At 71.0% G+C, this 23,585-nt stretch carries 18 protein-coding genes; 4 read left to right on the top strand and 14 right to left on the bottom strand.

Going from position 1 to position 23,585, the window contains the following annotated elements; translation table 11 throughout:
* Positions 1-225: 225 nt before the first annotated feature.
* Positions 226-954, top strand: a complete 729-nt coding sequence (locus R2S09_RS35710; protein ID WP_306185388.1) for a CBS domain-containing protein — start codon at positions 226-228, stop codon at positions 952-954.
* 66 nt (positions 955-1,020) lie between these two features.
* Here R2S09_RS35710 and R2S09_RS35705 read toward each other — a convergent pair whose 3' ends face one another.
* The 5 genes from R2S09_RS35705 to R2S09_RS35685 form a co-directional block, all read right to left on the bottom strand.
* Positions 1,021-1,686: a CBS domain-containing protein gene (locus tag R2S09_RS35705; RefSeq protein WP_316745424.1), complete on the bottom strand. Its 666-nt coding sequence runs from the start codon at positions 1,684-1,686 to the stop codon at positions 1,021-1,023.
* A gap of 149 nt (positions 1,687-1,835) precedes the next feature.
* A complete protein-coding gene (locus tag R2S09_RS35700) occupies positions 1,836-2,288 on the bottom strand; it encodes a universal stress protein (protein WP_316745423.1) in 453 nt (150 codons plus the stop codon).
* A 102-nt stretch (positions 2,289-2,390) separates the two neighbouring features.
* A complete protein-coding gene (locus R2S09_RS35695; RefSeq protein WP_316745422.1) occupies positions 2,391-3,728 on the bottom strand; it encodes a nicotinate phosphoribosyltransferase in 1,338 nt (445 codons plus the stop codon).
* A gap of 211 nt (positions 3,729-3,939) precedes the next feature.
* Positions 3,940-4,518: a hypothetical protein gene (locus R2S09_RS35690; RefSeq protein WP_316745421.1), complete on the bottom strand. Its 579-nt coding sequence runs from the start codon at positions 4,516-4,518 to the stop codon at positions 3,940-3,942.
* Between the two features lie 256 nt (positions 4,519-4,774).
* The gene (locus R2S09_RS35685; RefSeq protein WP_316745420.1) at positions 4,775-7,468 is read right to left on the bottom strand and encodes a GNAT family N-acetyltransferase; all 2,694 of its coding nucleotides are present in this window, start codon (positions 7,466-7,468) and stop codon (positions 4,775-4,777) included.
* A 311-nt stretch (positions 7,469-7,779) separates the two neighbouring features.
* Here R2S09_RS35685 and R2S09_RS35680 point away from each other — a divergent pair, with 311 nt between their 5' ends.
* Positions 7,780-8,655 carry a universal stress protein gene (locus tag R2S09_RS35680; RefSeq protein ID WP_316745419.1) on the top strand — a complete coding sequence of 292 codons (876 nt, stop codon included), beginning with the start codon at positions 7,780-7,782 and terminating at the stop codon, positions 8,653-8,655.
* Between the two features lie 126 nt (positions 8,656-8,781).
* Here R2S09_RS35680 and R2S09_RS35675 read toward each other — a convergent pair whose 3' ends face one another.
* From R2S09_RS35675 to R2S09_RS35650, 6 genes are all read right to left on the bottom strand, one after another.
* The gene (locus R2S09_RS35675) at positions 8,782-11,136 is read right to left on the bottom strand and encodes a heavy metal translocating P-type ATPase (protein WP_316745418.1); all 2,355 of its coding nucleotides are present in this window, start codon (positions 11,134-11,136) and stop codon (positions 8,782-8,784) included.
* A gap of 437 nt (positions 11,137-11,573) precedes the next feature.
* Positions 11,574-12,872 carry an ArsB/NhaD family transporter gene (locus R2S09_RS35670; RefSeq protein ID WP_306185373.1) on the bottom strand — a complete coding sequence of 433 codons (1,299 nt, stop codon included), beginning with the start codon at positions 12,870-12,872 and terminating at the stop codon, positions 11,574-11,576.
* Entirely contained in the window at positions 12,869-14,122 is a 1,254-nt protein-coding gene (locus tag R2S09_RS35665) for a cation:proton antiporter (protein ID WP_316745417.1), read from the bottom strand. The genes R2S09_RS35670 and R2S09_RS35665 overlap by 4 nt, the downstream gene beginning before the upstream one ends.
* A 528-nt stretch (positions 14,123-14,650) precedes the next feature.
* On the bottom strand, positions 14,651-15,181 hold the full coding sequence (locus tag R2S09_RS35660; protein ID WP_306185370.1) for a TerD family protein: 531 nt from the start codon (positions 15,179-15,181) through the stop codon (positions 14,651-14,653).
* A gap of 133 nt (positions 15,182-15,314) precedes the next feature.
* A complete protein-coding gene (locus R2S09_RS35655; protein WP_316745416.1) occupies positions 15,315-17,174 on the bottom strand; it encodes a hypothetical protein in 1,860 nt (619 codons plus the stop codon).
* A 223-nt stretch (positions 17,175-17,397) separates the two neighbouring features.
* Complete coding sequence (locus R2S09_RS35650; protein ID WP_306185368.1) at positions 17,398-17,898, bottom strand: hypothetical protein; 501 nt, start codon at positions 17,896-17,898, stop codon at positions 17,398-17,400.
* 1,173 nt (positions 17,899-19,071) lie between these two features.
* Between R2S09_RS35650 and R2S09_RS35645 the strand changes: the two genes are divergently transcribed.
* Entirely contained in the window at positions 19,072-19,884 is an 813-nt protein-coding gene (locus tag R2S09_RS35645; RefSeq protein ID WP_316745415.1) for a hypothetical protein, read from the top strand.
* 253 nt (positions 19,885-20,137) lie between these two features.
* Positions 20,138-20,773, top strand: a complete 636-nt coding sequence (locus tag R2S09_RS35640; RefSeq protein WP_316745414.1) for a hypothetical protein — start codon at positions 20,138-20,140, stop codon at positions 20,771-20,773.
* Between the two features lie 14 nt (positions 20,774-20,787).
* On the opposite strand, the gene R2S09_RS35635 is transcribed toward R2S09_RS35640, so the two are convergent.
* The 3 genes from R2S09_RS35635 to R2S09_RS35625 all read right to left on the bottom strand — a co-directional run bounded on the left by R2S09_RS35635 (position 20,788) and on the right by R2S09_RS35625 (position 23,276).
* On the bottom strand, positions 20,788-21,117 hold the full coding sequence (locus tag R2S09_RS35635) for a hypothetical protein (RefSeq protein ID WP_306185365.1): 330 nt from the start codon (positions 21,115-21,117) through the stop codon (positions 20,788-20,790).
* Positions 21,118-21,759: 642 nt separating this feature from the next.
* Positions 21,760-22,290, bottom strand: a complete 531-nt coding sequence (locus R2S09_RS35630) for a transglycosylase SLT domain-containing protein (RefSeq protein ID WP_316745413.1) — start codon at positions 22,288-22,290, stop codon at positions 21,760-21,762.
* A gap of 476 nt (positions 22,291-22,766) precedes the next feature.
* Positions 22,767-23,276 (bottom strand): nitroreductase family deazaflavin-dependent oxidoreductase, encoded by a 510-nt coding sequence (locus R2S09_RS35625; protein WP_306185361.1) that lies wholly within the window; start codon positions 23,274-23,276, stop codon positions 22,767-22,769.
* Positions 23,277-23,585: the final 309 nt, after the last annotated feature.

Raw genomic sequence — 23,585 nt, 5'->3', positions numbered from 1 at the left:
GGGCGCCGCCCCCGCACAGGATCTCGGAAAGCCGCACGCGAAGGTTCTGGCCGAGGACATCGTCCGGGCTCCGGCCAGTGGACTTCAGGGCCGACCGGCCCCAGGGTCGCCCCCGGACAGCCCATGGGCTCCCGGCCCGCACCGTTGGATGCTCGAACCATCCGAGGCACGAAGCCGGTCCGGGGAGCTGTACTCCGCGCCGACTGGGCTGAGGAGGGAAAGGACATGAAGCACAACAAGATCGGTTCCGTGATGACCGCCGAGGTCGTCCGGGCCGAGTACGGCACTCCGTTCAAGGAGGTCGCGCGCATGCTCGCCGACCACCGGATCAGCGGCCTCCCGGTGGTGGACGACGACGAGCACGTCATGGGCGTGATCTCGGAGACAGACCTGCTGACGCGCCAGGTCCTCGGGACGGGCTCACGTGAACCGGGCCGTCGTTTCCGCACCCTGCTGACCATGACCGCCCGGTGCCAGGCGATCAAGGCGAAGGCGCGCACGGCGGGACAGCTGATGTCCGAACCGCCCATCACCGTGCACGCCGAAGACACCATCGTGGAGGCTGCCCGGACCATGGCCGAGCGCCAGGTGGAGCGGCTTCCGGTGATCGACGAGGAGGACCGCCTCGTCGGCATCGTCACCAGGCGCGACCTGCTGTGTGTCTTTCTGCGGCCTGACACCGAGATCCGCGAGGAGGTCATCCGCGAGGTACTGGTGGGCACCCTGGGGCTGGCGCCTCGCACCGTCGACGTCTCCGTGACCGAGGGCGTCGTCACCCTGGAAGGCCGCATGGAGCGCAGGAGCGAGACCGCAACGGCCGTGTCGATGACCCGGCAGGTCGACGGCGTGGTCGACGTCGTCGACAAACTCACACCCCGGTTCGACGATGCACAGATGCCGCTCGACGACGGCGCTCGGCAGGACGTGGTCGACGCTTGGCTGCACGGACACTGAGCGGTCCGGCATGCCCGAGGGTCTTGGTGACCGGCGCGGAACGGGATCGCGTGGGCGCGACGCCGGTCAGGGCCGTCCGGAAGGGCCGCCGGGCCCGTCGGCGGTGATGTCCGCTGCGACAGAGACCACCCCGTCGACTCCGCGGCACAGGCGGTCGATCACCGCGACGAGGCTCTGATCCCGCACGGTCCCGGCGAGGGAAACCCGGCCGTCCGTCACGGTGACCGCCAGGTCGGCCGGGGCGAGGCCCAGGGTCCGGACGAGGATCTCACCCGCGATCTCCTCTCGGATCGCCTCGTCACGGCGCAGGAAGATCCGCAGCAGGTCTCCCCGGCTGACGATCCCCACCAGGACGCCCGTCTCGTCGACCACGGGGAGCCGCTTGACCTTGTGGGCGTCCATCATGCGCGCGGCTTCGACGACGCTCCACTCCGGGCGGGCGCACACCGGCGGCGCCGTCATGAGATCCTCGGCGGTGGCGCCGTCGGACGCCACGTCCAGGCCGTCCGCGGAGGGCTGGGCGAGCAGCCCGGCCGGGTCGGGCCGGCCGGCCACCGTGCGCAGCAGGTCCGCCTCCGACACCACCCCGACGGGGTGGCCGAGGTCGTCGACGACGGGCACGGCGGTCACGTCGTTGTCGGCCAGGGTACGGACGATGTTCTTGAACGGAGTGCCGCGCTCTACCCGGACGACGCCGTGGGTCATGAGGTCTTCAACCGTTCGGTGGTGCATCGTTCTCTCCTCCGGTCCTCGGACGTTTCCGTGACGCCGACCCCGCCGCGCCACTCTCAGCGTGGTGCCCGCAAGCGCGCGGCGGATCGGGACCACCGTGCGGAGCAGCGCACCGTTGGTCCCCGTCGGCGTGGCCGGGGCCGGGCGGATCAGTGCGCATGGTCACGGTCCTCGCGGACCACGACGACCGGGCAGGCCGCGTGCTGGGCGCAGCGCCGGCTGACGGAGCCCAGCATCGCCCGGGCGAATCCGCCGCGCCCACGACTGCCGACGACGAGGACATCGGCGCCCTTCGAGAAGCCGATCAGCACCTCCGACGGATCGCCCTCCACGAGTTGCTCCCGCAGGCCCTTGGGACGCTCGTCCCCGAAGACGGCACCCAACTCCTCCGCGAAGCGCTCCCGAGCCTGGTCCACGTCGAAATCGGGGTCGATCACCAGTCCGCTCCAGTCGAGTTCCGCCGGGGTGCTCCAGGCGTGCACCGCCTCCACGCCCCCGTGCACCAACCGCGCGTACCGCACTGCCCAGCGCAGCGCGGCGTACGACGACGGCGAACCGTCCACACCCACGACCACCCTGGGGTTCGGCTCAGAGGGTGTCATGCTCGTCTCCGCTCAAGCGCCGTGGCCTCTGTGCCAACGCTGCCAGGCCGGGCGACGCCGTGCCAGCCGGAGGGTTCCGGTGGGGACCGCGGGCGGTGCCCGTCATGACCGCGTGACGCCGGTGCGTGCGGCAAGACGCTCGCGGAGAGCCGCGGTGGTGCTCACCAGGAGCGGAGACAGGTCCGGCACGGGCGGGATCGGGGCGCGGACGCGAAGGGCCGGCTCGGGCAGCGCCGCCAGGTCGGCCACCAGGCGTTCGTGTGCCTGGGCGAGAGTGCCGGAGGGGTTGGTGCGACGGCCGTTGCGCATGACGGTGCGCAGCAGCGCTTCCGCGCCCGCAGGAGCGGGTTCGTCGTACAGCGCGACGAGGTCGGGCCTGCCGCGGCGGCGGTGGATCTGCTTGCGCCCGGGCGCCGTGACCTTGGCCGAGGACAGCTTCATCACCGGGTGCCCGTCGTACTCCACCAGTTTGTACGCGGAGTCGAGGTACGGGGCGTCCGCAGAGGTGCCGACGCGTGTACCGACCGCGTAGACGTCGATGGGTGCCCCGGAGCGCACCAGGTCGTCCACGCGGTACTCGTCGAGGCCGCCACTGGCGATGATGCGCACCTCTGGCAGGCCCGCCACGTCCAGCACGTGCCGGGTGCGGCGGGAGAGCTCTTCGAGGTCGCCGCTGTCGAGGCGGACGGCACATCCGGGCCCGCGGTCGAGGTCCCGCAGGACGCGAGCAGCCGTGTGAGCGCCCCGGATCGTGTCGTAGGTGTCCACGAGCAGGGTGACCGGGCCCGGATGGGCGCGGGCGAAGGCGCGGAAGGCGCTCTCCTCGTCCGGAAACGCCTCGATGTAGGAGTGCGCCATCGTGCCGGACGCGCGAAGTCCCCACCGAGCCGCGGCGGCGACGTCACTGGTTGCCGCGAACCCCGCGATGGCCCCGACCCTGGCGGCCTGCAGGCCGGCCGAGACGCCATGGGCGCGGCGCAGCGAGAAGTCGATCACCGGATGACCGGCCGCGGCGAGCACACAACGGGCGGCCTTGGACGCCACGCTCGTCTGGTGGCTGACCTGATTGAGCAGGAACGTCTCCGCCAGTTGCGCCTGTGCGATCGGTGCAGTGACCTCCAGGAGGGGCTCACCCGAGAACACGACGCGCCCCTCGGGAACGGCGCGTACCTCTCCCGAGAACCGCAGGCCGTCCAGGGCGGCGAGCTCCTCGGGCGGACGGCCAAGGACGTCGGCGAAATCCCGCACGTCGGCAGAGGTGACCTGGAAGCCGCCCAGGAAGTCCAGAGCGGGCTCCAGGCCGGCACTGACCAGGAAGCCGCGCTCGGGAGGCAGATCCCGGACGAAGAGACTGAACGTGGCTGCCCTGTCCATGCCCTCCCGGAGATAGGACAGCGCCATCGTCACTTCGTACAGGTCCGTGGTGGTCACATCCGACATCGCGCTCACCTGCTGGGATCGGACCGGAAGCGGACCGCTGCCCGCTACGGTGCCGCCTGTTCCAAGCGTCCACGAGCCGGCCACCGGCTCCGGAGCGTTTCGCCTGGACCGCGGTTGCCTCGCCTTTGACACGACGCCTTTTCGCGGCCGAACAAGATGCCGGCGAGGTGGCTCTCGTCCAGGATCAGCGCCCTGCGGTGGCCGCGCCTGTTCAGGCGGGCCACCGGTCCCACCGCGAGCCGATGGCGTCCCACTCCGCGCCCCACTGGTCGTAGCGGTGCTTGTCGAGTCGCCACCGTGCCAGGGCGGCCATGCCATAGGCGAGGCCGGAGAAGGCCATGGCGGCCGCTCCGCCGAAGAGGACGGCCTCGGCCCGTCCCTCGACCGGGCCGGTCGGCTCGGTGGTCAGGACGCCCCGGCCGTCCTGCCAGACAGTGACCGTCGTGCCGGTGGGCAGACCGGCAGGCACCAGCGTGCGCGCGGTGCGTGTGGTGCCGTCGGGAGCGGTCCAGCGGACCTCGGCCAGTGATCGGTGGCTGTCACTTCCCGGTGAGGCGCTCTGCGGAGCGTCGGTGAGCAGGACAGCCGAGGTCGCATGCCGGTCGGCACGCTCCCAGGCGAACTCCTGGTCCGCGGCCCGTGCCGTCACCGTCCAGATGATGGCGCCGCCGACCAGGACCATCGCCCACATCACCAGGACGATCCAAGCCTCGACGATGTCATCGTGGCGACGCAACGGATTCCTGCGCCAACGCCACAGCCGCTGCTTCGTCTTCCTCTTGCCGCTCATCGCTCTTCACCACCTTCCCCCATACCTGTGAAGGTGCCAGGTCCAAGCACCGAGTCACATGGGCCGGTCAGGGCGCGTCCAGGGGCCTGTCGGACTTGTCTCGGGCGGAAAAGAGGGGCCGATCAGCCCGGCGCCGCCAGGACCACAAGGATGCTGCCTGGGCGGCTGCCCGGTCGTTGCCTCCTTGACGACCGGGTCATCGGGGAGGAGCGAGCAGCCTCCCGGTCTTGCGCGCGCCTCAGAGTGTCCCGGCCGCTCAGCGCAGGCGGCGCAGGTAGGGGTCGTGGGCCTGACGCGGGAGGAGCCGTATGCGTACGTCCAGCGCGGTGACGCCGTGCGGTCCGGCCAGCACCGGGTTGAGGTCGGCCTCGGCGAGCTGCGGCAGGTCGCAGGCCATCCGCGACAGGCGGTGCAGCAGCTGCTCCACCCCGTCCAGGTCGACGGAGGGGGTGCCGGCGTACCCGAAGAGCAGCGGGGAGCAGCGCGGGGAGGTGATCAGCTCGCGCACGTCGCGGTCGGTGAGCGGGGCGAGCCGGCCCGCGTGGTCGGCGAGCAGCTCCGTAGCCGTGCCGCCGAGCCCGAAGACCACCAGCGGACCGAACACCTCGTCCTGCACGACTCCCGCGAACAGCTCGGTCCCGCGCTCGGCGAGCGGCTGGACCACCACGCCGGTCAGCCGGTCGCCGAACCGGGTGACCAGGTCCCGGTGGGCGGCCCTGACCTGGGCGGCGTTCTGCAGGTCGAGGTGGAGGGCGTGCTGCTCGCTCTTGTGCAGCAGGCCGGGCCAGTAGGCCTTCATCACCACACGGCCGTCGGGACCGGCCAGTCGCTCGGCGGCGGCCACCGCCTCGTCCTCGTCCCGTGCCCAGGCCCACTCGATCTGCCCAATGCCGTAGCAGCCGAGGAGTTCGGCGGTCGTCCGCGGGCCGAGCCAGGCGCCCTCGGGGTTCTCCTCCAGGAACCCGGCGACGATTCTCCTCGCCTCCAGGCTGTTCGTGTCCTTCAGCTCCATCACCTCCCCGGGAGGCTCGCTCAGCCACCGGGAGCGGGCGGCGGCGTGGGCCAGAGCGTTTGCGGCGTCCTGGGCGTCGGAGTAGGCGGGTACCGTGCCCTCGGCGCAGGTGTCGAGCAGTTCCACCCGGGCGGCCTGCGCGGGAAGGACCACGACGATGGGCCGGGGCAGTGGCTCAGGAGCGTCGGTCAGGGCCCGCACGAGGTCCTCGCCGGTCGCCGAGGCGACCGCCGTGGGCACGAGGGCGACCAGGACGGAGTCGACGGCTCCGTGCCGGGCCAGACGCTCCACGCAGGCGCGCAGCTGCTCCTCTCCGACCGCCGCTGTCGCGTCCACCGGGTTGGTGGCGATCGCACCCCGGGGCAGCAGGGCGAGGAGCTCGTCCGCCAGGCCGGCGGGCAGCGCGGCCACGGTGAGTCCCGCGTCCGCGCAGGCGTCGGCGGCCAGGACGCCCGCGCCGCCCGCGTTGCTGACGACGGCGACCCTGGTGCCCGTCGGCAGTGGCTGGGAGTGCAGCAGGGCGGCCGTGTCGAGGAGTTCGCCGATGGTGCGGGTGGCGGTGATGCCGGCCTGGGTGAACAGTGCGCGCCGGGTCATGGTCGGCGTGGCGGCCGCCGCGGTGTGCGAGGCGGCGGCCCGCCGCCCGGCCTCGGAGCGGCCGGCGTCCACGGTCAGCACCGGCATGGTGCGCGCCACCCGGCGGGCGGTGCGGGAGAAGGCACGCGGGTTGCCGAAGGACTCCAGGTGCAGCAGCGCCAGGGTGGTGTGCCCGTCGCCCTCCCACCACTGCAGCAGGTCGTTGCCGCTGACGTCGTACTTGTCGCCGAGGGAGACGAAGCTGGACACGCCGATGCCCAGCCGGGCCATGCCGTCCAGCAGCGCGATGCCCACCCCGCCGGACTGCACGGCGACTCCGGCCGTGCCCGGTCCCGGATGCCGCGCGGTGAAGGTGGCGTCCAGGCCCACGGCCTCCTCGGTGTTGGCCAGGCCCAGGCAGTTGGGGCCCACCAGGCGCATCCCGTGCCGTCGGCACGCGTCCATCAGCATGCCCGACTGGTGGGCGTCGAGTCCGGCCGAGACGACGAGCAGGGCACGGATGCCGGCTTTCCCGCACTCCTCCGCCACCTGCGGGACCGCCGCCGCCGGGACGGCGACCACCGCGAGATCGGGCACCTGCGGCAGCGCGGCCACGGACCGGTAGGCGTGCACCCCGGCGATCGCGGAGGCCACCGGATGGACGGCGAACACCCGCCCGGCGAAGGAGCCGGTGAGGATGTTGCGCAGGATCGCGCGTCCGACGGAGCCGGGTTTGCGGCCGGCACCGATGACCACGACGGACCCGGGGCGCAGCAGCGGCCGCAGGCTGACCACGTCGGCCAGTCGGCCGCGGGTGTCCACGGCGCTCAAGTAAGCCTCGTCCTCGGTGAGTTCCACCAGGCAGTGGACTTCCGGGCCGTCGTACTGGCGCTTCACGCGCAGGCCGAGGTCGTGGAAGACCCTCAGCACGTCGAGGTTCTCGGCCAGTGCGTCGGCGGTGAACGCGGTGACGCCCGCCGTGCGGGCGGCGTCCGCGAGGTGTTCGAGCAGCAGCGTGGCCACGCCGCGGTGGTGCCAGTCGTCGGCGACGGCGAGTGCGACGTCGGCCGTGGTGCCGTGCGGTTCGGCCTCGTACTCGGCCAGGCCGACAAGGCGGCCGGCGCTCTCGGCCACCATGGCCCGGTAGCCGGGGCGAGGCGGCCCGGCCACGCGTTCGGCGGCCTGACGGGCGGAGGCACGGCTGATGGAGAAGAACCGCAGCCGCAGGTTCTCGTCGGACATCTCCTCGTACAGGCGCAGTACCGCTGCCCGGTCACCCGGACTCGACCGGCGGATACGGATCGTGGTGCCGTCGGCCAGCAGGGCATGCACGGGCGCCTGGCCGGTGTGGGTATCGGTCATCGCGACCCCTCCCTCCGGAGTCATGGATCCAGCCTCCAGCGGGCCGTGTCCCGGGCCCAAGGGCCGAACGGGCATGGAACCGGGTCGAGCGGCCCGGCACGCTCGACGCCCATACCGGCGGCGACCGACCCAGGCCTGTCCGGCACCGGCGGGTGGCGGCCTCACGACGGGCTCCGGCCCGGCAGGACTGAGCCGAACGTCCCGAAGAAGGGCCGCTCCGCCCTCGCACCGGACCGCGTCGGATGCGACGGTGAGACATAACAGACATCTTGCTGCACGGAGTGGCAATCCGGTGAAGGGTGGTGGCGGCGATGGAGTTGCCCCTGGTCGTGGGTGTGGACGGTTCCGGTCCGAGCCTGACGGCGGTGGACTGGGCGGTCGACGAGGCCGCCCGTCACCGCTTGCCGCTGCGACTGGTCCATGCGTCCCTCTGGGAGCGCTACGAGGGTGCCGTGCCCTCGGGCAGCCTGGATCGTCCTTCGGAGCAGGTGATGGCCGAGTATGTGGTCGGCTCCGCGATGGAGCGGGCCCAGCGGCGCAATCCGGACGTGAAGGTGTCCACGGACATCGTCCCCGACGACGCGGTCTCGGCCTTGCTGGGAGCAGGGGAGACCGCCTCCGCCGTGATCGCGGGCTCGCGCGGACGCGGCGAGCTGAAAGGACTGCTTCTGGGCTCGGTCGGTCTGGCCGTGGCGGGCCGGGCGCACTGTCCGGTGGTCGTGGTTCGCGGCGACACAGCAGGCCTTGCGGGCACGCACGAACGGATTCTGCTCGGTGCCGGCGAGTCCGAGGCCGGCACCGAGGCGCTGCGGTTCGCGTTCCGCGAGGCCGAGGCGCGGGGCTGCGTCCTCGACGTCGTACGAGCCTGGCGCCGTCCCGCACACGGGACGGACGGGTCACCGGCACCGGCCGAGGACACCGCCCCGGGGCACGAGGAGAGGGCCGCCGCCATGCTCGAGGAGTTGCTGAGCGAGGCGATGGCCGCCCATCCGGCGGTCCGGGTGCGTCGTGCGACGGTCGAGGGACCGGCGCACAAGGTGCTCGTGGATCGTTCGGCCGCAGCCGATCTGGCGATCGTCGGGGCGCGGCACAGGGTGGGGTACTTCGGGCTCCAGCTGGGCCGGACGGCCCACGCCCTGCTGCATCACGCGCAGTGCCCGGTGGCAGTGGTGCCGCACCGGATGTGACGGCCCGTCGGGCGCACGCGTGGGGCGTATACCGCTCGCCTGTGGCGTCGTGGCGCCGAAGGCGGGCTCACCTCGCACACGGAGGGGGAACCGGCATTCCTGGCGCTTCTCACGGAGCCAGGCTTCTCACGGAGCCAGTGAGAAGTAGTTCTCCTCCTCCTGTGTGAAGTGCAGTCGCAGGACGGTGTGCAGGCCGTACAGGCAGGCACGCAGGTCTTCGAGCTGCTCGGGAGCCAGTGCGCCCTGCGCGTCGGCGAGTGACAGGTGGGTGGCCACCCGCCGGGCGAGCCGCTCGATCTCCGCGTGGGCACGGCTCATGGTCGCGGTCGCCTCAGGACCGCCGAGAGTGGGTTCGAGTGCCGGATAGAGCTGGTGCTCCTCGGCGTACTCGTGCGGCAGCAGCCGCTCGGTGAGCAGCCGGTGCACCGTGCGCACCGATTCCAGGGCCTTCGCGCTGTCGCCCGGATCCGAGGAGAGACAGGCCGCGGCACCCCGTACGGCCTGCAGCACGTCCTGGAGGTCCTCGTGCTCGGCGGAGAAGCGGTGGATCATGGCTTCGGCGGCCGGTTCGAGGGCGGGCCGGGTCGCGTGACCGACGCGCAGGGCGCGCAACGCGTTGAGGATGACCGCCACGTCGATGCCCTCCTGGAGCAGGGCGCCGACAGCGGGTGGCAGCAGTCCCATGGCGGCTGCGCCCATGGCCGCCATGGACATCAGCATGCCGCCGAGGGCGCTCTGCACGGCGATGCGCCGCGCGCGTACGGCGATCGCCGTGGCGTCGGCCAGCCGGTCCACACGGTCGGTGGTGAGGATGACGTCGGCCGCCTCGGAGGAGGCGGTGGAACCTCGTGCACCCATCGCCACCCCGACGTCCGCGGCGGCGAGTGCGGGTGCGTCGTTCACACCGTCGCCGACCATCACGGTGACCGCGTGCGCGCGTTCCGCGCGGACGGCGGCCACCTTGTCGGCCGGGGTCAGTTCGGCGCGTACGTCGTCGAGCCCGAGGACCGCGGCGATCTCGCGGGCGGGCTCGGGCCGGTCACCGGTGAGCATCACGATCCGCCCGACGCCCGCCGTGCGCAGCCGGCGCAGCGTCCGGGGCGCGTCGTGGCGCAGTGGGTCACGCAGCAGGACCGCCCCGACGGGGATGCCGTCGGTGGTGACCCAGGCGACGGCGGCCCCGTCCAGCAGTGCCTTGTTCTCCACCGCGCGGGCCCACTCCGGCACCGGTGTGCCGGGTGCCAGGCGGCCGACGGCCGTCCGGTGGCCCGCGACGACCCCGTGTGCGCCTCGGCCCGCCTCCTCCGACACATGCGTGGCCACCGACGGTTCCAGCCCGCGCTCGTGGGCCGCCTCGACGATGGCGCGGGCCAGGACGTGCGGCGAGTACTGGTCGATGGACGCCGCCAGCCGCAGCACCTCGGCGGGCTTGACGTCGGGGGCCGCGGTCACGTCGAAGACACGCGGGCGGCCGCCGGTGAGGGTGCCGGTCTTGTCGAGCAGCAGTGTCCGGGCCCGCCCGAGGCGCTCCAGCGCGGCCCCGTCGCGGACCACCACCCCCAGCCGGGACGCGCGGGACAGTCCGGAGACGACAGCCACCGGAGCGGCGAGCAGCAGCGGGCAGGGCGTGGCGACCACCAGCACCGCGACTGCTCGCACCGCGGAGGTGCTCAGGAGCCAGGCCAGTGCCGCGACCGCCACCGACAGGGGCAGGAACCAGGCCGCGTAGCGGTCGGCCAGGCGGACCACAGGAGCCGACTCCGCGCCCGCCTGACGGGCCAGCCGGACGATCTCGGCGTAGGTGCTGTCCTGCTCGGTCGCCGTCGCCCGCAGGTCGAAGGCCCCGCCCGCGTTGACGACACCGCTGCGCACGATCTGACCTCGCACCCGTTCCACGGGCGTGGACTCGCCCGTGAGAACCGACTCGTCGAGCACGGCGGCGGCGTCCAGGACCCGGCCGTCGACCGGTACCACCTCGCCGGCGCCGACGACGAGCACGTCTGCGACATCGACGTCGGCGAGGGGCACGGAGCGAATCTCCGTGCCGGTGCGCCGACGGGCGGTGCGCGGTGCGTGTTCGAGCAGTGCGCGCAGGTCGTGGGAGGCCCGCCGCTGCGCGGCGGCCTCCAGCGTGCGGCCGGTTGCCAGCATCAGCCCGATCAGCGCCCCGGCGAGGTACTGCCCGATCGCCAGGGTGCCACCGAGTGCCAGCACCGCGATCAGATCCACGCCCGCGTGCCCGTGGCGCAGCGCGGCCAGCACCCAGCCGACCGCGGGGCAGACGGCGGCGATGGTGCCGAGCGCCCAGCACAGATCCGCCGCGGCGAGGTCACCGAGCAACCAGAGGATCCCCCCGGCCGACAGGGCCGAGGCTGTGACGGCCAGCAGGGCGGTTTCGAGACTGAAGGCCGCTGCCGCCGCAGTCCTGCGGCGCGCCGGCTTTTCGCGGGCGAGGCGATCCGGGCGATCGACGGCGTGCATGGCAGTCCTCGTGGATGAACGGCTGCGTGAGGCTCCCTTCGCCTCCCTCCAAGTGTTCGCCGACGGAGACACCGTGGCCAGGGGCCGGTAGGCCCGTAACACATCGCCGGTCATCAACTACCGCGCTTTCCCGTGCTGCCAACTGGCTAGGGCCTTGCGTTTGGATCAGGCCGGATCAGGGCGCGGGGTCTGGTGCTGGGGGCACCTCCCGCGTCGTTCAGGCAGTTGGGGGAGCATCGCAAGGCGGAGGAGGTGTCATGGCGGAGCCATGGCAACCGACGACAACGCGGCGAGGCGCGGTGGCAGGGGCCGCGAGCCCGGCGTGATCCAAACGAAAGGCCCTGGGCGATGGTGGGCGTGCCGCCTTGCGCGGAGACGTCGGGGACGCCTTCCTCACGAGTTCGTCACGGGAGGTTCCAGTGCCGCCACGTGACCGGTCAGGACAGGGCGAAGTACCGCAGCCACACGTAGGCCATGGAGAGCCCCACGGTCACGGCCGTCACGATCAGCCCGTACTTGGTGAACTGCCAGAAGGAGATGGGCTGCCGGTTGCGTTCGGCGATGCCGAGGACCACCACGTTCGCCGAGGCGCCGATCGCAGTCGCATTGCCGCCGAGGTCGGCGCCGAGCGCAAGGGCCCACCACATGACGTGGTCGCTCGTGCCGCCCATGTCATGCACGAGGCCGGCGGTGATGGGGGCCATCGTGGCGACGTACGGGATGTTGTCGACGATGCCCGACAGCACGGCCGACCCGCCGAGCAGCGTCATCGAGCCGCCCAGCTCGTTGTCCCCGATGACCTTGGCGAGCTGCGCCGAGATCTCGCCGACGACGCCGGTGTCGATGAGTCCGCCGATCATGATGAACAGGCCGGCGAAGAAGGCAAGCGTGGGCCACTCGACCTCGGCCAGGACGTCGTGGGTCTCGACCGCGGAGGCGGCGACGAGCAGCCCGGCACCGAGCAGGGCGACGATGCTGGGCGCGTAGTGGAGTACCGGGTGGAGGACGAATCCGGCGACGACCAGAGCCAGGACGATCAGGCCCTGCACGAGCAGGCGGGGGTCCTTGATGGCTTCGCGCTCCTCCAGTTCCATGATCTCGGCGGCGCGGTCGTCGTCGTAGACGAACGACTTGCGGAACATCACCCGGCACAGGGCGAGAAGGACCACCAACAGCACGGCGGCGAGCGGGGCGAGGTGGACGACGAAGTCGTTGAAGGTCAGACCGGCACGGCTGGCGATGATGATGTTCGGCGGGTCGCCGACCAGGGTCGCGATGCCGCCGATGTTCGAGGCCATCACCTCGGCGATCAGGAACGGCGCGGCGGGCAGCGCCAGACGCTCGCACACCAGCAGGGTCACCGGGGCGATCAGCAGCACCGTGGTGACGTTGTCGAGCAGCGCCGAGGCCACGGCCGTGATGACGACGAGCATCACCATGACGCGGAAGGGTTTCGCATGGGCCCGCTTGACCGCCCAGATGGCCAGGTACTCGAACAGGCCGGTCTTCTTCAGCACGCCGACGATCATCATCATGCCCATGAGCAGGAAGATGACGTTCCAGTCGACGCCGGAGTGCTCGGAGTAGAAGGCCGAGACGTCGTCCGTCGCCCCGATCGCCAGCATCAGGCCCGCGCCGCCGAGGGCCACGGCGACGCGGTGGATCTTCTCGCTGATGATCAGGGCGTAGGCGCCGACGAAGACGACGATCGCCGCCCAGCTGTGCCAGTCGTTCACGGTCCTCCGGTTCCTCCGTGGGTCGGGACAGCCACCATCCGTGCGGTGTTCGGGCCCTGGTTTCCGTCTGGGATGCCGGCGATGTCCTCGACGTCGAAGGCTCGGGCGATCGGCACGTCGGTGGAGCTGTGGGCGATGATCGAGAAGGCGATGCAGACGGCGATCAGCGTGAACGCCTCCTTCGCCTGCGGGATCCCCGACTGCAGCACCAGCAGCCCGTAGACCACCGATGCGAAGCCCTTCGGACCGAACCAGGCCGCCACCAGCCTCTCCCGCCGCGAGATGCGCGTGCCGAGCAGCGAGAGCAGGAGAGAGGCCGGGCGGATCAGGAAGATCGCCAGGATCACCGCCGCGTACCCGCCGATCGACAGGTCACCGAACAGCTGCGGGGTCAGCAGCGCGCCGAAGACCAGCAGCGCGGCGAACTTCGCCAGCTCCGCCACAGCCTCACCGAGCGGTTCGAAGGAAGCCTTCGCCTCCGGCGACACGTGCGCCAGGACCGCGCCCGCCGAGAAGGCGGCCAGGTAGGGGTTGGCGTGGGTGAGGTGGCAGGCCGCGTACAGGATGATCCCGGTCGCCAGTGGCAGCAGCGGCTGGAGCTTCGGCTCCGCGCCCAGCAGCCGGAACCGCACCAGCCCGTTCACGATCGGGGGCAGGGCGATGCCGAAGACCAGGCCGAGCAGCAGCTCCACCGCGATGGTGCCCGGTGCCGCCTCCACGACCCCGGCGGTCGGTCCGGCGGCGGCGATGAGCATCAGTACCACGGGAAGAGCCAGCCCGTCGTTGACGCCGCTCTCCACATTCAGCAGTTGCCGGAGCTTGGCCGGGACTTCACTGCGGCCCACGATCGCCGAGGCGAACACCGGGTCGGTGGGCGCGAGGACCGCTCCGACCAGGAAGGACGTCGTCCAGTCCAGACCCGCCAGGAAGTGCGCGGCCAGGCCCATGAACACGAACGCGAGGGGCATGCCCAGGCCCAGGGCGCGGGCCGGGTTCTTCCAGTTGGCGCGCAGCTTGGGCAGGGAGACGTGCATGCCGTCGGTGAAGAGCACCGCGAAGAGGGCCAGGTCGGCCGTCACGGACACGATCTCGCTGTCAGGGGTGATGTGGATCAGGCCGAGGAAGCCGTCGCTGACGAGCGCGCCGCCGAGCAGGAACAGCAAGGAGGTGGAGAGCACCGTCCGGGCCGCGAGCCCTGACAGCAGCACCGCCACCAGCAGCGCCACACCGAACACCGCTACAAGCACCATGGCCGGCGCCCCCGATCGGAAGAGAGATCTGTCCCCTGCTCGCCGACCAGGCTTCCCGGCACACCAGTGGGAACCTTACCTGTTGTTGATGAGCCTTTGACAGATCGCTCATGGGCACCTGGGAAGCGCGGTCACTGCCGGACCCCGGCAATGTTCGGCCTAGTGCTGCGACCGGACAGGTTCACCGGCTCGCGGCGTCCGGCACGGCACCTCGCCGCGTTGTCGCATCACGCGAGTACGTCCAGTACACGGGAGATGCTCCGCCTTGCGATGCTCCCCCACCGCCTGAACGGCGTGGGAGGTACCCCCACGACCGAACGCCGCGAGCTTTCCGGCAAACCTTTCCGGCCACAGCACTGGCGAGAGTCCGCCTGCCTCAGGAGGCGGCGATCCAGAGCCGCTCCAGCGGACGGGGGCGGTGATCACACCCAGCATCTGCGAGGCCGGGAGGATCGCCTTCGGGGTGCCGTCCTGTGTCCGGCGAACCGGGACGAGACGGTCGGGGTGCACGGAGCGTGCACTCAGCGGTCAATGCTGCGGGCCGCCCATCTCCGAGACGAAGAGAACCGGGTCGCTGTCGAAGCCCCGGATCATCTCGCGCAGCCTCCAGGCTCCGGTGGAGTCCCGGGTGAACTCGGCCACCGTCGCGGCGGTGGCATCGGCGACCTGGGCGAAGTCGTCCGCGAGCAGCTGCTGATACCCGTGGACGACGACCACTCCCGCGTGGGAGATGTCCCCGAACGTCCATGGCTCGGCGTCCTGATGGATGGCCACACCGACCACCACGCGCTGGTACACGGGTGACAGCCGGTCGAGCTCCAGGACCATCACCTCGACGAACCCGAAACCCATGCCCGTCCGACTGTGCCGGGGCATGTTGATGGTGCCGTCCGGCGACCTGCTGTCGTAGTGCACGACGTATACCGGTCGCCCGTAGGGATCGTCGGCCGAGTAGGTCGCGGCGATGATGTCCAGATGCCGGGGCGCCTCCCCCAGTGGGCTCGGGTCCCACTTGAGCCGCACCTCGACCTTGCCCAGCCCCTCGCCCCCACCACTCACTGTGCCGCTCCTTCTCAGGACCACCGCGAGACCGTCCCGCAAGGTCAAGTATGAGTTCGTGACGGCGCTTTGATGCCTTCCAGGGGGCCACCGGCAGACGCCTGCCAGGGAGCGGTTCGCCGCCCGGCCGTGTTCAGGCAAACACCCACACAGCGATCGCGAGGGCGGAGAGGGCGAGCAGCGCGGGGCCCAGCGGGAGGCCACGGTCGCGGGGCGCCACGGGCTGGGTGGGCCGCAGTTCCGGGCGGGCGTGGAGCACGGTGATCTCCTCGACCATTCGGACGTACGACAAACGCGAGTTGAGGCGCCGTTCGAGCCTCGGCACACCAGGACTGGAAAGCCGCCAGGTGCTGCCGTCCGCCATCGCTATCGCCACGCCCTCGCCATCGGCGCACCGGGCGCCGCGCATCCGGTCCCATGGCACATGCCGCACCCGCCACGCGCCGGTCAGCCACAGCCCCGACACGTCGGCGAGGACACGCCAGTTGAGCAGCTGCGCGGCGGAGCCGCTGCTTGCCACGAGCAGGGGAACGAGGAAGATCCTCCACCCGATGCCGTCCGTGATGAAGGAGTGGACGATGAACGTCATGCCTGTCACGCTGCACAGGGCCAGCAACAGGCCGGCCACGCGCGCCAGGATGCCCGGTCCCCACCGCCGAGGGATTACGGAGGGGACCAGCGGTGTCGGGGCCCCGTCCGCTGAGGGCACGGCCTGTGCGTCGGCGGCCCGGGCGGCGGCGCCCGGCGTCACTTCGGCGGCGAGTGCCGGGCCATGGCCGGCGCGCAGTGGCCGGACCGGGCCGGTCGTACGGATCAATATCGGACGAGCGTGCCGGTCGGTCGTGGCCAGGACCAGTTCGCCGCCCTCGTACGGGGAGCCGAACATGACGGCTTCGTGCAACCGCGTATCCATGATGGACGGACCCTCTTCCGTGGTTCCCGCACCGCCGGCCGGCATCCCGGGACCGTCCGGGCCGGGTTTGTCCTTGGCGAAACGAGCGGAGAAGACAGGTGTACGGCCGGCACTGTCGTCCGTCGCGTGGACCCAGGTCCGCCCGTGTTCGTCGGCACGCTCCAGCACTCGCAGGACGGGCACGGGCACGCCGCGCAGTGCGGCGGCACGGCGCCGGGCGAGGAGGCCGGTGAGCAGCATCGACCCTCCGGGCAAGCCGGTGGCCAGGCCCAGCAGCTGCCGGCCTGAGGCATCGTAGGGCTCAGCCAGGAGACGCCTCCATGTCCCGTCCTCCAGCACCGTCACGGTGCTGCCACGGCGGTAGCCGCCCGGGGACGACGCGCTGAGGGTCAGGAGCCGGCCGTCGCCCGCGCGCAACCGCACCGACTCCTCGCCGTGGCCGAGGACGCGCGCGGTGATGCGTTCGGCCCGGTGCGCGTGGTGCCGGTCGGCAACGGTGCCGCCGACTCCCTGAACCACAGCGAAGACGGCCGCCCCGAGCAGCAGCAGCCCGGCCGTGATCGGGGTCCTTCCGCGCCGGAGCGGCACGGCAGGGGCGGGAGACGGGTGACGCACGCGCGCCGCGTGCTCCGCCGGCCGCCGCTGTCGGCGACGGGCGGTCAGGCGCTCGACGGCCGCGGCCCAGCAGAAGACGAGAGCCACGAGCACCGAGACGTCCGCGACCGTAGCCGTCGTACCCGGGCCCGGTAGTTCCAGCCACCCGACCAGGACCGCCAACGGCGGCGCGGTGACCAGCGTCAGCTCAGGCAGCCGGGCAAGCCAGCACACAAGTCCTACGGCCAGCGCCGATTCCGCAAATCCCAGCCAGTGGGCACCGCATGGCGCGGCATCGGTGCAGGGCCGGTCCGGGGTGGCCACGTTCGCCCAGACAAGAGTGACCACCAGCGCCGCTGCCGACCACAGCGGTCGCGCCCACGGCGCACCGCCGGCCCGTGACCAGCGGGCGGCAGCGTCAGCGGACCAGACGGGGGCGTGCGCGGGGACGGAACCCGGCGGCAGCGGGACAGGGCTCTGGGACACGCGAGGATTATGCGGTGCCGCACGGCTCCTGCCATTGCCGGTGTGCGGAAAGGTTCCCTGCGGGCGATTGCATGGATGGGGCACCGTCCGACGCCGGCGCTCAGAACGCGGCCGTCCTCGCCGGTACGCGCAGTCGATCGTCAGCCCTGGGCTGCGGGCGCACACCCGGCTCGTCACCGATGTGAGTCAGGCGGACCATGGAGGAATGCCGGAGTCCGGAGCGTCACTTTGGCGCCGTGTGCTCGCAGCTCTCCGAAACTCTCACCACGCCGAAGACGACCGGGAAATGGGTGATCTGCTGGTTCGGGCCGGGCGTGGAACTGCAGATCTTCCACTCGGCCGGGTCGTCCACCGGACGGCCCCGCCCGCTGACGTCCTTGAAGGTCATGTCGAATTCGGAGCCCATCTGCTTCTGCGCGCCCCCGGCGTTGGCACCGACGACGTCGGGCATGACGGCCGCGACCGGCTCCGGGTCTGCCGAGCGGTGCGACTCGGTGGGCGCCGAGCCGGTAGGGGTGCCCGCCGGGACATCCGGCCCGGACGACGCGCCGCAGGCGGTGACCGAGGCAAGGAGCGTGGCGGCGAAGGCGGTTCCCAGAAGCTTGATGACAGTCATGTTCCCCCCAAGGTGACCCCGATCCGGGACAGTATCCACGGTGAAGGAAGAGGAAGCACCGCCTTCTTGATCACGATTCGGCGCTGTCTCCACTGGCCTGTCGGTCATGGCCGGCTCTCCGCACCCGCTTCGCCGGGATCTCCCGGCAGCCGGCCGACGCATCCTGTGGCGAGCCTCGCCCTGGGGCGGACCTGAGGGGCCGGCACTCGGCGTAGGATCAGACGCCGTTCTCCGGTCGATCCCGCATGGCGGGCGTCGAGGTGTCCCGTCAGCGTGTCGATCGAGGTGCCTGTCGCTGGGGCGGGGCCGGAAAGCTGCGCCTGGGTCGGCCATGGGCCGCCGGGTACGCCATGAACCGGCTGTACCAGATTTCTGCGTACTCGGGCCAGGGTGGACGCGCACTCCTTGAGGTACATTACTTTTGCACTATGCAACATGGGGAGGGCGGCGAGGTGAGCGCGGGGGAAGATCATCGGCGTGTGCAGAGGCCATACACGGTGCAGCGTTCGAGTTCCATGGGACGAGGGCTGGGCCCATGGGACTGCCCGATGCCGCCGGGACGCAAGCGGGGAAGGGCGGCTCCCGTGGTCGTCCATGAGCCCTTTCCTTCGGGTGGCCGGCAGGTTTCGGTCAGGGGAGTGGCAGCGGGCTTGGCGTACAGCGCGGCGGAGGTTCTGTCCATGGTGCGCCAAGTCGGTATCGCTCTGGACCTGGAGGAAGCCGGCCGCACGCCTCTGATCGAATGGCGGGGAGGAGGATCTGATGCCTGGCCAAACTGTTCCTGAGAGCCGCGGCGCCTTCCGGTGGCCGAGGCAGCCGGGCGTTGTCGGACTGCTCGTCCGAGCGGCTGCGGGCTTGGCGGTACTCGCGGGGGTGGCGCAGGTTCTCATGGCCGTCATTCCGGTGGACCTGACGGAGGAAGCGACGCGGCGGGGTGGTGCCGCGTTGGCCGTCTCCCTCCTGCGGTCCGTCTCGATCGGAGCGCTGTGGGCTGCGGCCTGCATCCTGCAGTTCATCGTTCTGGTCATGTGTTTCAGGGGTGTCAGGTTCTGCCTGGGTCTGCTCCGCGGGAGGCGTGCGGGGTCCAGTTCCGGGTGAACCGGGCCGAGGTGAGCACCCGCGGCGGCCCCGGCCGAACAGGTCGAGGGCACGGCTTCACAGCGCCGAATCCGACGGCATCCGGTGTCCCGGCTCCCCACCCGCCGGGCCGGGACCGTCTGCGTCGACGGTCCCGGCCCCGTGTTCGTCGGGCGCTGGGCGGCTGGAATGATGGCAGCTGCCATGAACGTCCAGGTACGGGCTGCCGCCGATCTGAGAATGCTGAGGGCCGCGGTGTTCTCAGCGGTCTGCGTGGCGCTGCCCGCGGGCGGGCACATGCTGGCCTCGGGCACCGGGGTGCGACTGTGGTCGCTTGCGGCGGGCTGGGCCGCGGTGCTGTGCCTCGTGGGTCCCCTGGCCGGGCGTGAGCGGTCGCTGTCCGGCATCGTGCTCGCCCTGCTGGTCGCTGAGTTCGGCCTGCACCTGCTCTTCTCCCTCGGACAGGGCTCCACGACCTCTGTTCCGGCCGACCGGTCCAGCCGTGTGGGGGCGCTGGCCGAACGGTTCCTGTGTGGTGCCGACGCGGCTCATCTGACGCCGGACAGTGCGGCCCGGATCCTGCGGCAGGCGCACATCGATCCGGGCCGGGCTCTCCCTGTGGTGCACGGTACGCCGGGGACAGCCGGCATGGCAGGCCACGGCGGGCACGCGATGATGCTGAGCTCGATGTTCACGGCCCCGATGCTCGCCGCGCACCTGGCCGCCGCCGTCGTCACGGGCTGGGTGCTGCGCCGCTGTGAAGTCGCACTCTGGCGCGTGATCCGGCTGCAGATGCCGGCGGCGGACCAACTGGCCCGTCTCGCCCTGCTGTGGTGGCTGAGCGGCCTGCTCACCATGACCCGTGTCCTGGTGCGGGTCGTCGCGCTGCTGGAGCAATTGCTGCGCGCACTCCTCCCGCGGCGTACGGAGGACGACGGTGCGCAGCAGCCGCAGTGCACCGTGCTGTGGACGTGCGTCGTCCGGCGTGGACCGCCCGCGGTGGCTGTGGCGGCCTGAACTCCCCGCGCGCAGATGTGCGCAGGGCGGACGCGGCCGACAGCCGCCCTGGCGCCATGGTGAGCCCCCCTTTCCTGCCGTCCCGGAATTCACGGAGAACGGTCCTCGCGGCCGCAGGACGCTTCGCGCTGCCCGCCGCACGGTCGGCACTTCGCCGCACGGGGGTGTCTCGCCTCTCCGACCCGCATGTGCGTCGCCCCCCATCGAGGGAGCGAGCCATGTGTCCCGCTGCTTCGCATGCGGGAGCCCCACGATGCACTCCTTCTTCAATCCCGCGCCGGACGGCCGCGACCGCAGGATCCTCGGCCCGGAGGAGGCGATCGCCGCATTGGAAGGCGCTGTCCCCGGGCTGGTGGAACTTCGCCGGCAGGAGCCGGGGGTTTTCGACTGGAGTGCGGTCGAGGAAGGCCTTGCGACAGCTCTGCCGTCCGACTTCAAGTCGCTGGCCGAGTGGTATCCGGCCTTCGAACTGGACGACTTCCTGGGCGTCTTCGTTCCTTGGCCCGGAGAGGAAGGCGAGTGGGTCACGGCGACGGACGAGGAACACCGGGAGAGGGATTCCGATTACCCCGCCGAGCCGAGTCGCCCGGAGCTCGTGTCGACGAACCTGATGTCCTGGGGAGGGTCGAAGGAGGGTGACCAGTTCTTCTGGAGTGTGCTTGGGGATGATCCGGAGCATTGGCCGGTGACCGTCTGCTCCCGCAACGGCGCCTGGTGGCACTATGCGGGCGGAATGGTCCAGTTCCTGGCAGAGCTCTGCGACGGGACCCTGGATCCCTGGGCGCTCCCACCGGTCAGGCCCGAAGTCACCGGCTGGGGCGTTGCGGGTGGCGGTTGGCGGGAGACGGTCCAGGACCGTGGAGGCCGGCGGATCGCCCGGGACGAGTAGCCCGCTCGAAAAGTTCAGCGCGCGGCTGAACAGTTCCCCCAGGCCGCGGCCAGGGATTGCGGGATCTGCGGGATGGCCCCACAACCGTGCGCATCACGAGGGAAGGCGTCGCTGGCAGTGTAGATCCATCCTCCGGCGGAGGTGGTGCGGAAGTACTTGATGGCGCTGCCCTCGTCCTGCATGCCCACGAGTTCCTCCTCGGTGACACCGGAGGTGGGCTCGAAACGGGTCGCGGCATAACGTACGCCGCCGCACTGGCCGTAGAAGAACTGGTGTGGCGCCGGCCGGAGATGGACGAAACGCGGGAAGCTGCCCTTGTAGGCGTCCGTTACCTCGGCCTTCACCTGGCTGGTGACGGTCAGGTTGCGGCAACCGGGGAGGCTGGTGGGCGTACGGCGTGTTTCGGTGGGGGCGGGGACTTCCGCCCTCACCGGCGTGGCGGAGGTGTGCGACGGCCTGGGCGTGCCGATAGAACTCGAGGGCCCGCTGGGCGCAGAGTCCCTGGAAGGGGTGCCTGCCGCGGCGGAAGCGGTGCCTGCCGCGGCAGTCGCGGAGGGAGAGGGCGAACCGGCGACCGAGGCGGAGCCGGGCTCCGACCCCTCCTGGCAGCCTGTCAACCCCAGGATTCCAGCGATCAGCACTGTCACCGACGCTGCTCTGAAACCAGGCATGGAGGGTCCTCTTTCTCCGACAGAAGAAGCCACGGCGGCCACGGTCTGCACGACCGCTGAGGGGCTGTCGTGCATCCAGCCGACTGATCGTTCTCCAGGACAACACAGGAGGACTCTGCGGTTGCAAGGAGAGGCATACGAGACGGTCTCGATTCCGCATACCCGCGCTCGAACCTGGCAGTGAGTCGGGACTCCTGGTGGACGGGGCCACGACCGAGGTTCCTCCGTTGCCGCGGTAATGGGCGGCATCCCCACAGGGGTACAGGGGCGCCGCCCATTCGCATGTCGTCGGAGGTCCGTGCCGTCCGCGCGCGGTCAGTACGCGCCGTGGACGTTGTCGATCGAACCGTACCGGTGGGCCGCGTAGTTGGCGGCGGCGGTGATGTTGGCGACCGGGTCGTAGATGTTCCACGACGTGCCCGGGACGTGGTAGGCGCGGAAGGTCGGGTCGATGACCTGCAGCAGGCCCTTCGAGGGGGTGCCCTTGGCGGCGTTGATGTCCCAGTTGTTGATGGCCATCGGATTGCCCGAGGACTCCCGCATGATGTTGCGGTACAGGCCGTGGTACGAGCCGGGAATGTGGTGCTGCTTCATGATGGCCAGCGCCTGCCGGATCCAGCCGTCGAGGTTGTGGCGGTGGGTCTGGGTGGCGGCGATCGTCTGCATCTGCGGCTGACGCGCGGACCAGTTCGGACTGGCCTGGGCGGGCGTGGTCGCGGAGACGACGATGGCGGCGGTACCGAGGGTGGCGGCGCCGGCGATGAAGATCTTGCGGGTCCTGGTCAGAACACGACTGTTGCGGATGGTCCGACGAGTGTTGCGGATACCGGGGAACTTTGCAGGCATGGTGAGTGGACCTCTCCAAGTAGTGCGGAGGTCGCTCTCCGGACTGCGGGAGGGGCCCCTTCCCGCGCAAAGGCCGAGAGTGGAAAACCCACGGCGTTGAGCGACGAGTGCAATTCTTAGCCAGTGCAAAATCGACAGGCAAAGGTGTGACGTACGAAGCGGGGTAGTTGCCCAGGTGCGGACGAAACCGGACGGAAGTGGGTGTCTTTCCCGCTCATCAGGGGCAGTGCGGCGTCTACTACGCCTGCTCGTATGAGGTGTGCGTCACGTGCGTGCCTTCACAGCGAAGGTGAGGCTTTGTGACAGAAGGTCGCTGGCCCAACGCTCAATGTGAGAGTCCGACTCGGCTCGCTCGCCGCGCGCCCGGCCATCGATCCGACATCGGGGACGCACTGTCTCGGGCTACGTGCCGGAAGACTCCTGAAGCGGTCGACCTCCCGCCGTGTCACGCTCCGGTCCACTCGGCCGCGTGATGCTCAGGACGACCATGCTCCGGCGTCGGCGTCCAGCCGCACGAAGGGGATGACCCTGCCCGCGTCACGGAACGATGCGGTGCTGCCGTCCGTGGGGAGACCCATCAACGCGCACATTCGGCGAGCGAGCCTTGGGTGCCGCTGGGCTTGCCTGGCCATGATCTCAGCACCTTCGTCGGCTGTGAGGAAGTGCGCGGTGACGGCGAGATGGCGGTTGCCGAACTGGATGAGCGTTTTCGGCTCCCGGCGCAGGTTGCGGTACCAGTCCGCCTCCGGGCCGAAGCCGGAGGCGACGGTCCAAGTGCCGTTGACCCCGTCGTGGGCCACCACCGCCAGGATTGCCCGGCGGCCGAGTCCGGTGATGCGGCCGGTGTGGTGCAGTAGAAGCAGTCGCCTGCCGCACATCCATCCGAGTCCCGCGCTGAAGAGCAGGATCGGTGCGCGTGCGGCCAGGCGCCGCCGGCCGGTGGGGAGGTGAGGGCGGCGGAGTGAGCTGTGTCTGTGCGTCGCCATCGTCGCCTTTCACGGGTCGGGAAGCGTCAGCTCTTGGTTCCATGGAGCAACGGGCCGGCGCTGGGCACCCACCCTGTGCAATCTTTGCATGGACTAAACATGCAGGGATGGCTGGGCCCGGCGGGCTCTCGGGTGGCTGCAGCGGGTACCCGTCCGTCTGCGACCGCTCCGCCGTCGCCGTCCCTGCGCCGGGACCGCCGCCGCGGGACGGGGCCGATCCCGGCAGAGCTCCGCCAGAGGGCGGGTCTGGAGCAGGTTCCGGACGTGTGCGGCGGGCTGGACCGACCGGCTCACGAGGCGGCGATCAGT

The sequence above is a fragment of the Streptomyces sp. MK7 genome (assembly GCF_032658145.1).
Classification (GTDB): domain Bacteria; phylum Actinomycetota; class Actinomycetes; order Streptomycetales; family Streptomycetaceae; genus Streptomyces; species Streptomyces spiralis.
Note: the sequence above shows the minus strand (reverse complement) of the source record. Positions and strands in the feature narration are given on the sequence as shown.

Coding starts and splice junctions, on each gene's coding strand:
- R2S09_RS35710 (WP_306185388.1), top strand. CDS start 226: ATGAAGCACAACAAGATCGGTTCCGTGATGACCGCCGAGGTCGTCCGG.
- R2S09_RS35705 (WP_316745424.1), bottom strand. CDS start 1,686: ATGCACCACCGAACGGTTGAAGACCTCATGACCCACGGCGTCGTCCGG.
- R2S09_RS35700 (WP_316745423.1), bottom strand. CDS start 2,288: ATGACACCCTCTGAGCCGAACCCCAGGGTGGTCGTGGGTGTGGACGGT.
- R2S09_RS35695 (WP_316745422.1), bottom strand. CDS start 3,728: ATGTCGGATGTGACCACCACGGACCTGTACGAAGTGACGATGGCGCTG.
- R2S09_RS35690 (WP_316745421.1), bottom strand. CDS start 4,518: ATGAGCGGCAAGAGGAAGACGAAGCAGCGGCTGTGGCGTTGGCGCAGG.
- R2S09_RS35685 (WP_316745420.1), bottom strand. CDS start 7,468: ATGACCGATACCCACACCGGCCAGGCGCCCGTGCATGCCCTGCTGGCC.
- R2S09_RS35680 (WP_316745419.1), top strand. CDS start 7,780: ATGGAGTTGCCCCTGGTCGTGGGTGTGGACGGTTCCGGTCCGAGCCTG.
- R2S09_RS35675 (WP_316745418.1), bottom strand. CDS start 11,136: ATGCACGCCGTCGATCGCCCGGATCGCCTCGCCCGCGAAAAGCCGGCG.
- R2S09_RS35665 (WP_316745417.1), bottom strand. CDS start 14,122: ATGGTGCTTGTAGCGGTGTTCGGTGTGGCGCTGCTGGTGGCGGTGCTG.
- R2S09_RS35650 (WP_306185368.1), bottom strand. CDS start 17,898: ATGACCGACAGGCCAGTGGAGACAGCGCCGAATCGTGATCAAGAAGGC.
- R2S09_RS35645 (WP_316745415.1), top strand. CDS start 19,072: ATGAACGTCCAGGTACGGGCTGCCGCCGATCTGAGAATGCTGAGGGCC.
- R2S09_RS35640 (WP_316745414.1), top strand. CDS start 20,138: ATGCACTCCTTCTTCAATCCCGCGCCGGACGGCCGCGACCGCAGGATC.
- R2S09_RS35630 (WP_316745413.1), bottom strand. CDS start 22,290: ATGCCTGCAAAGTTCCCCGGTATCCGCAACACTCGTCGGACCATCCGC.
- R2S09_RS35625 (WP_306185361.1), bottom strand. CDS start 23,276: ATGGCGACGCACAGACACAGCTCACTCCGCCGCCCTCACCTCCCCACC.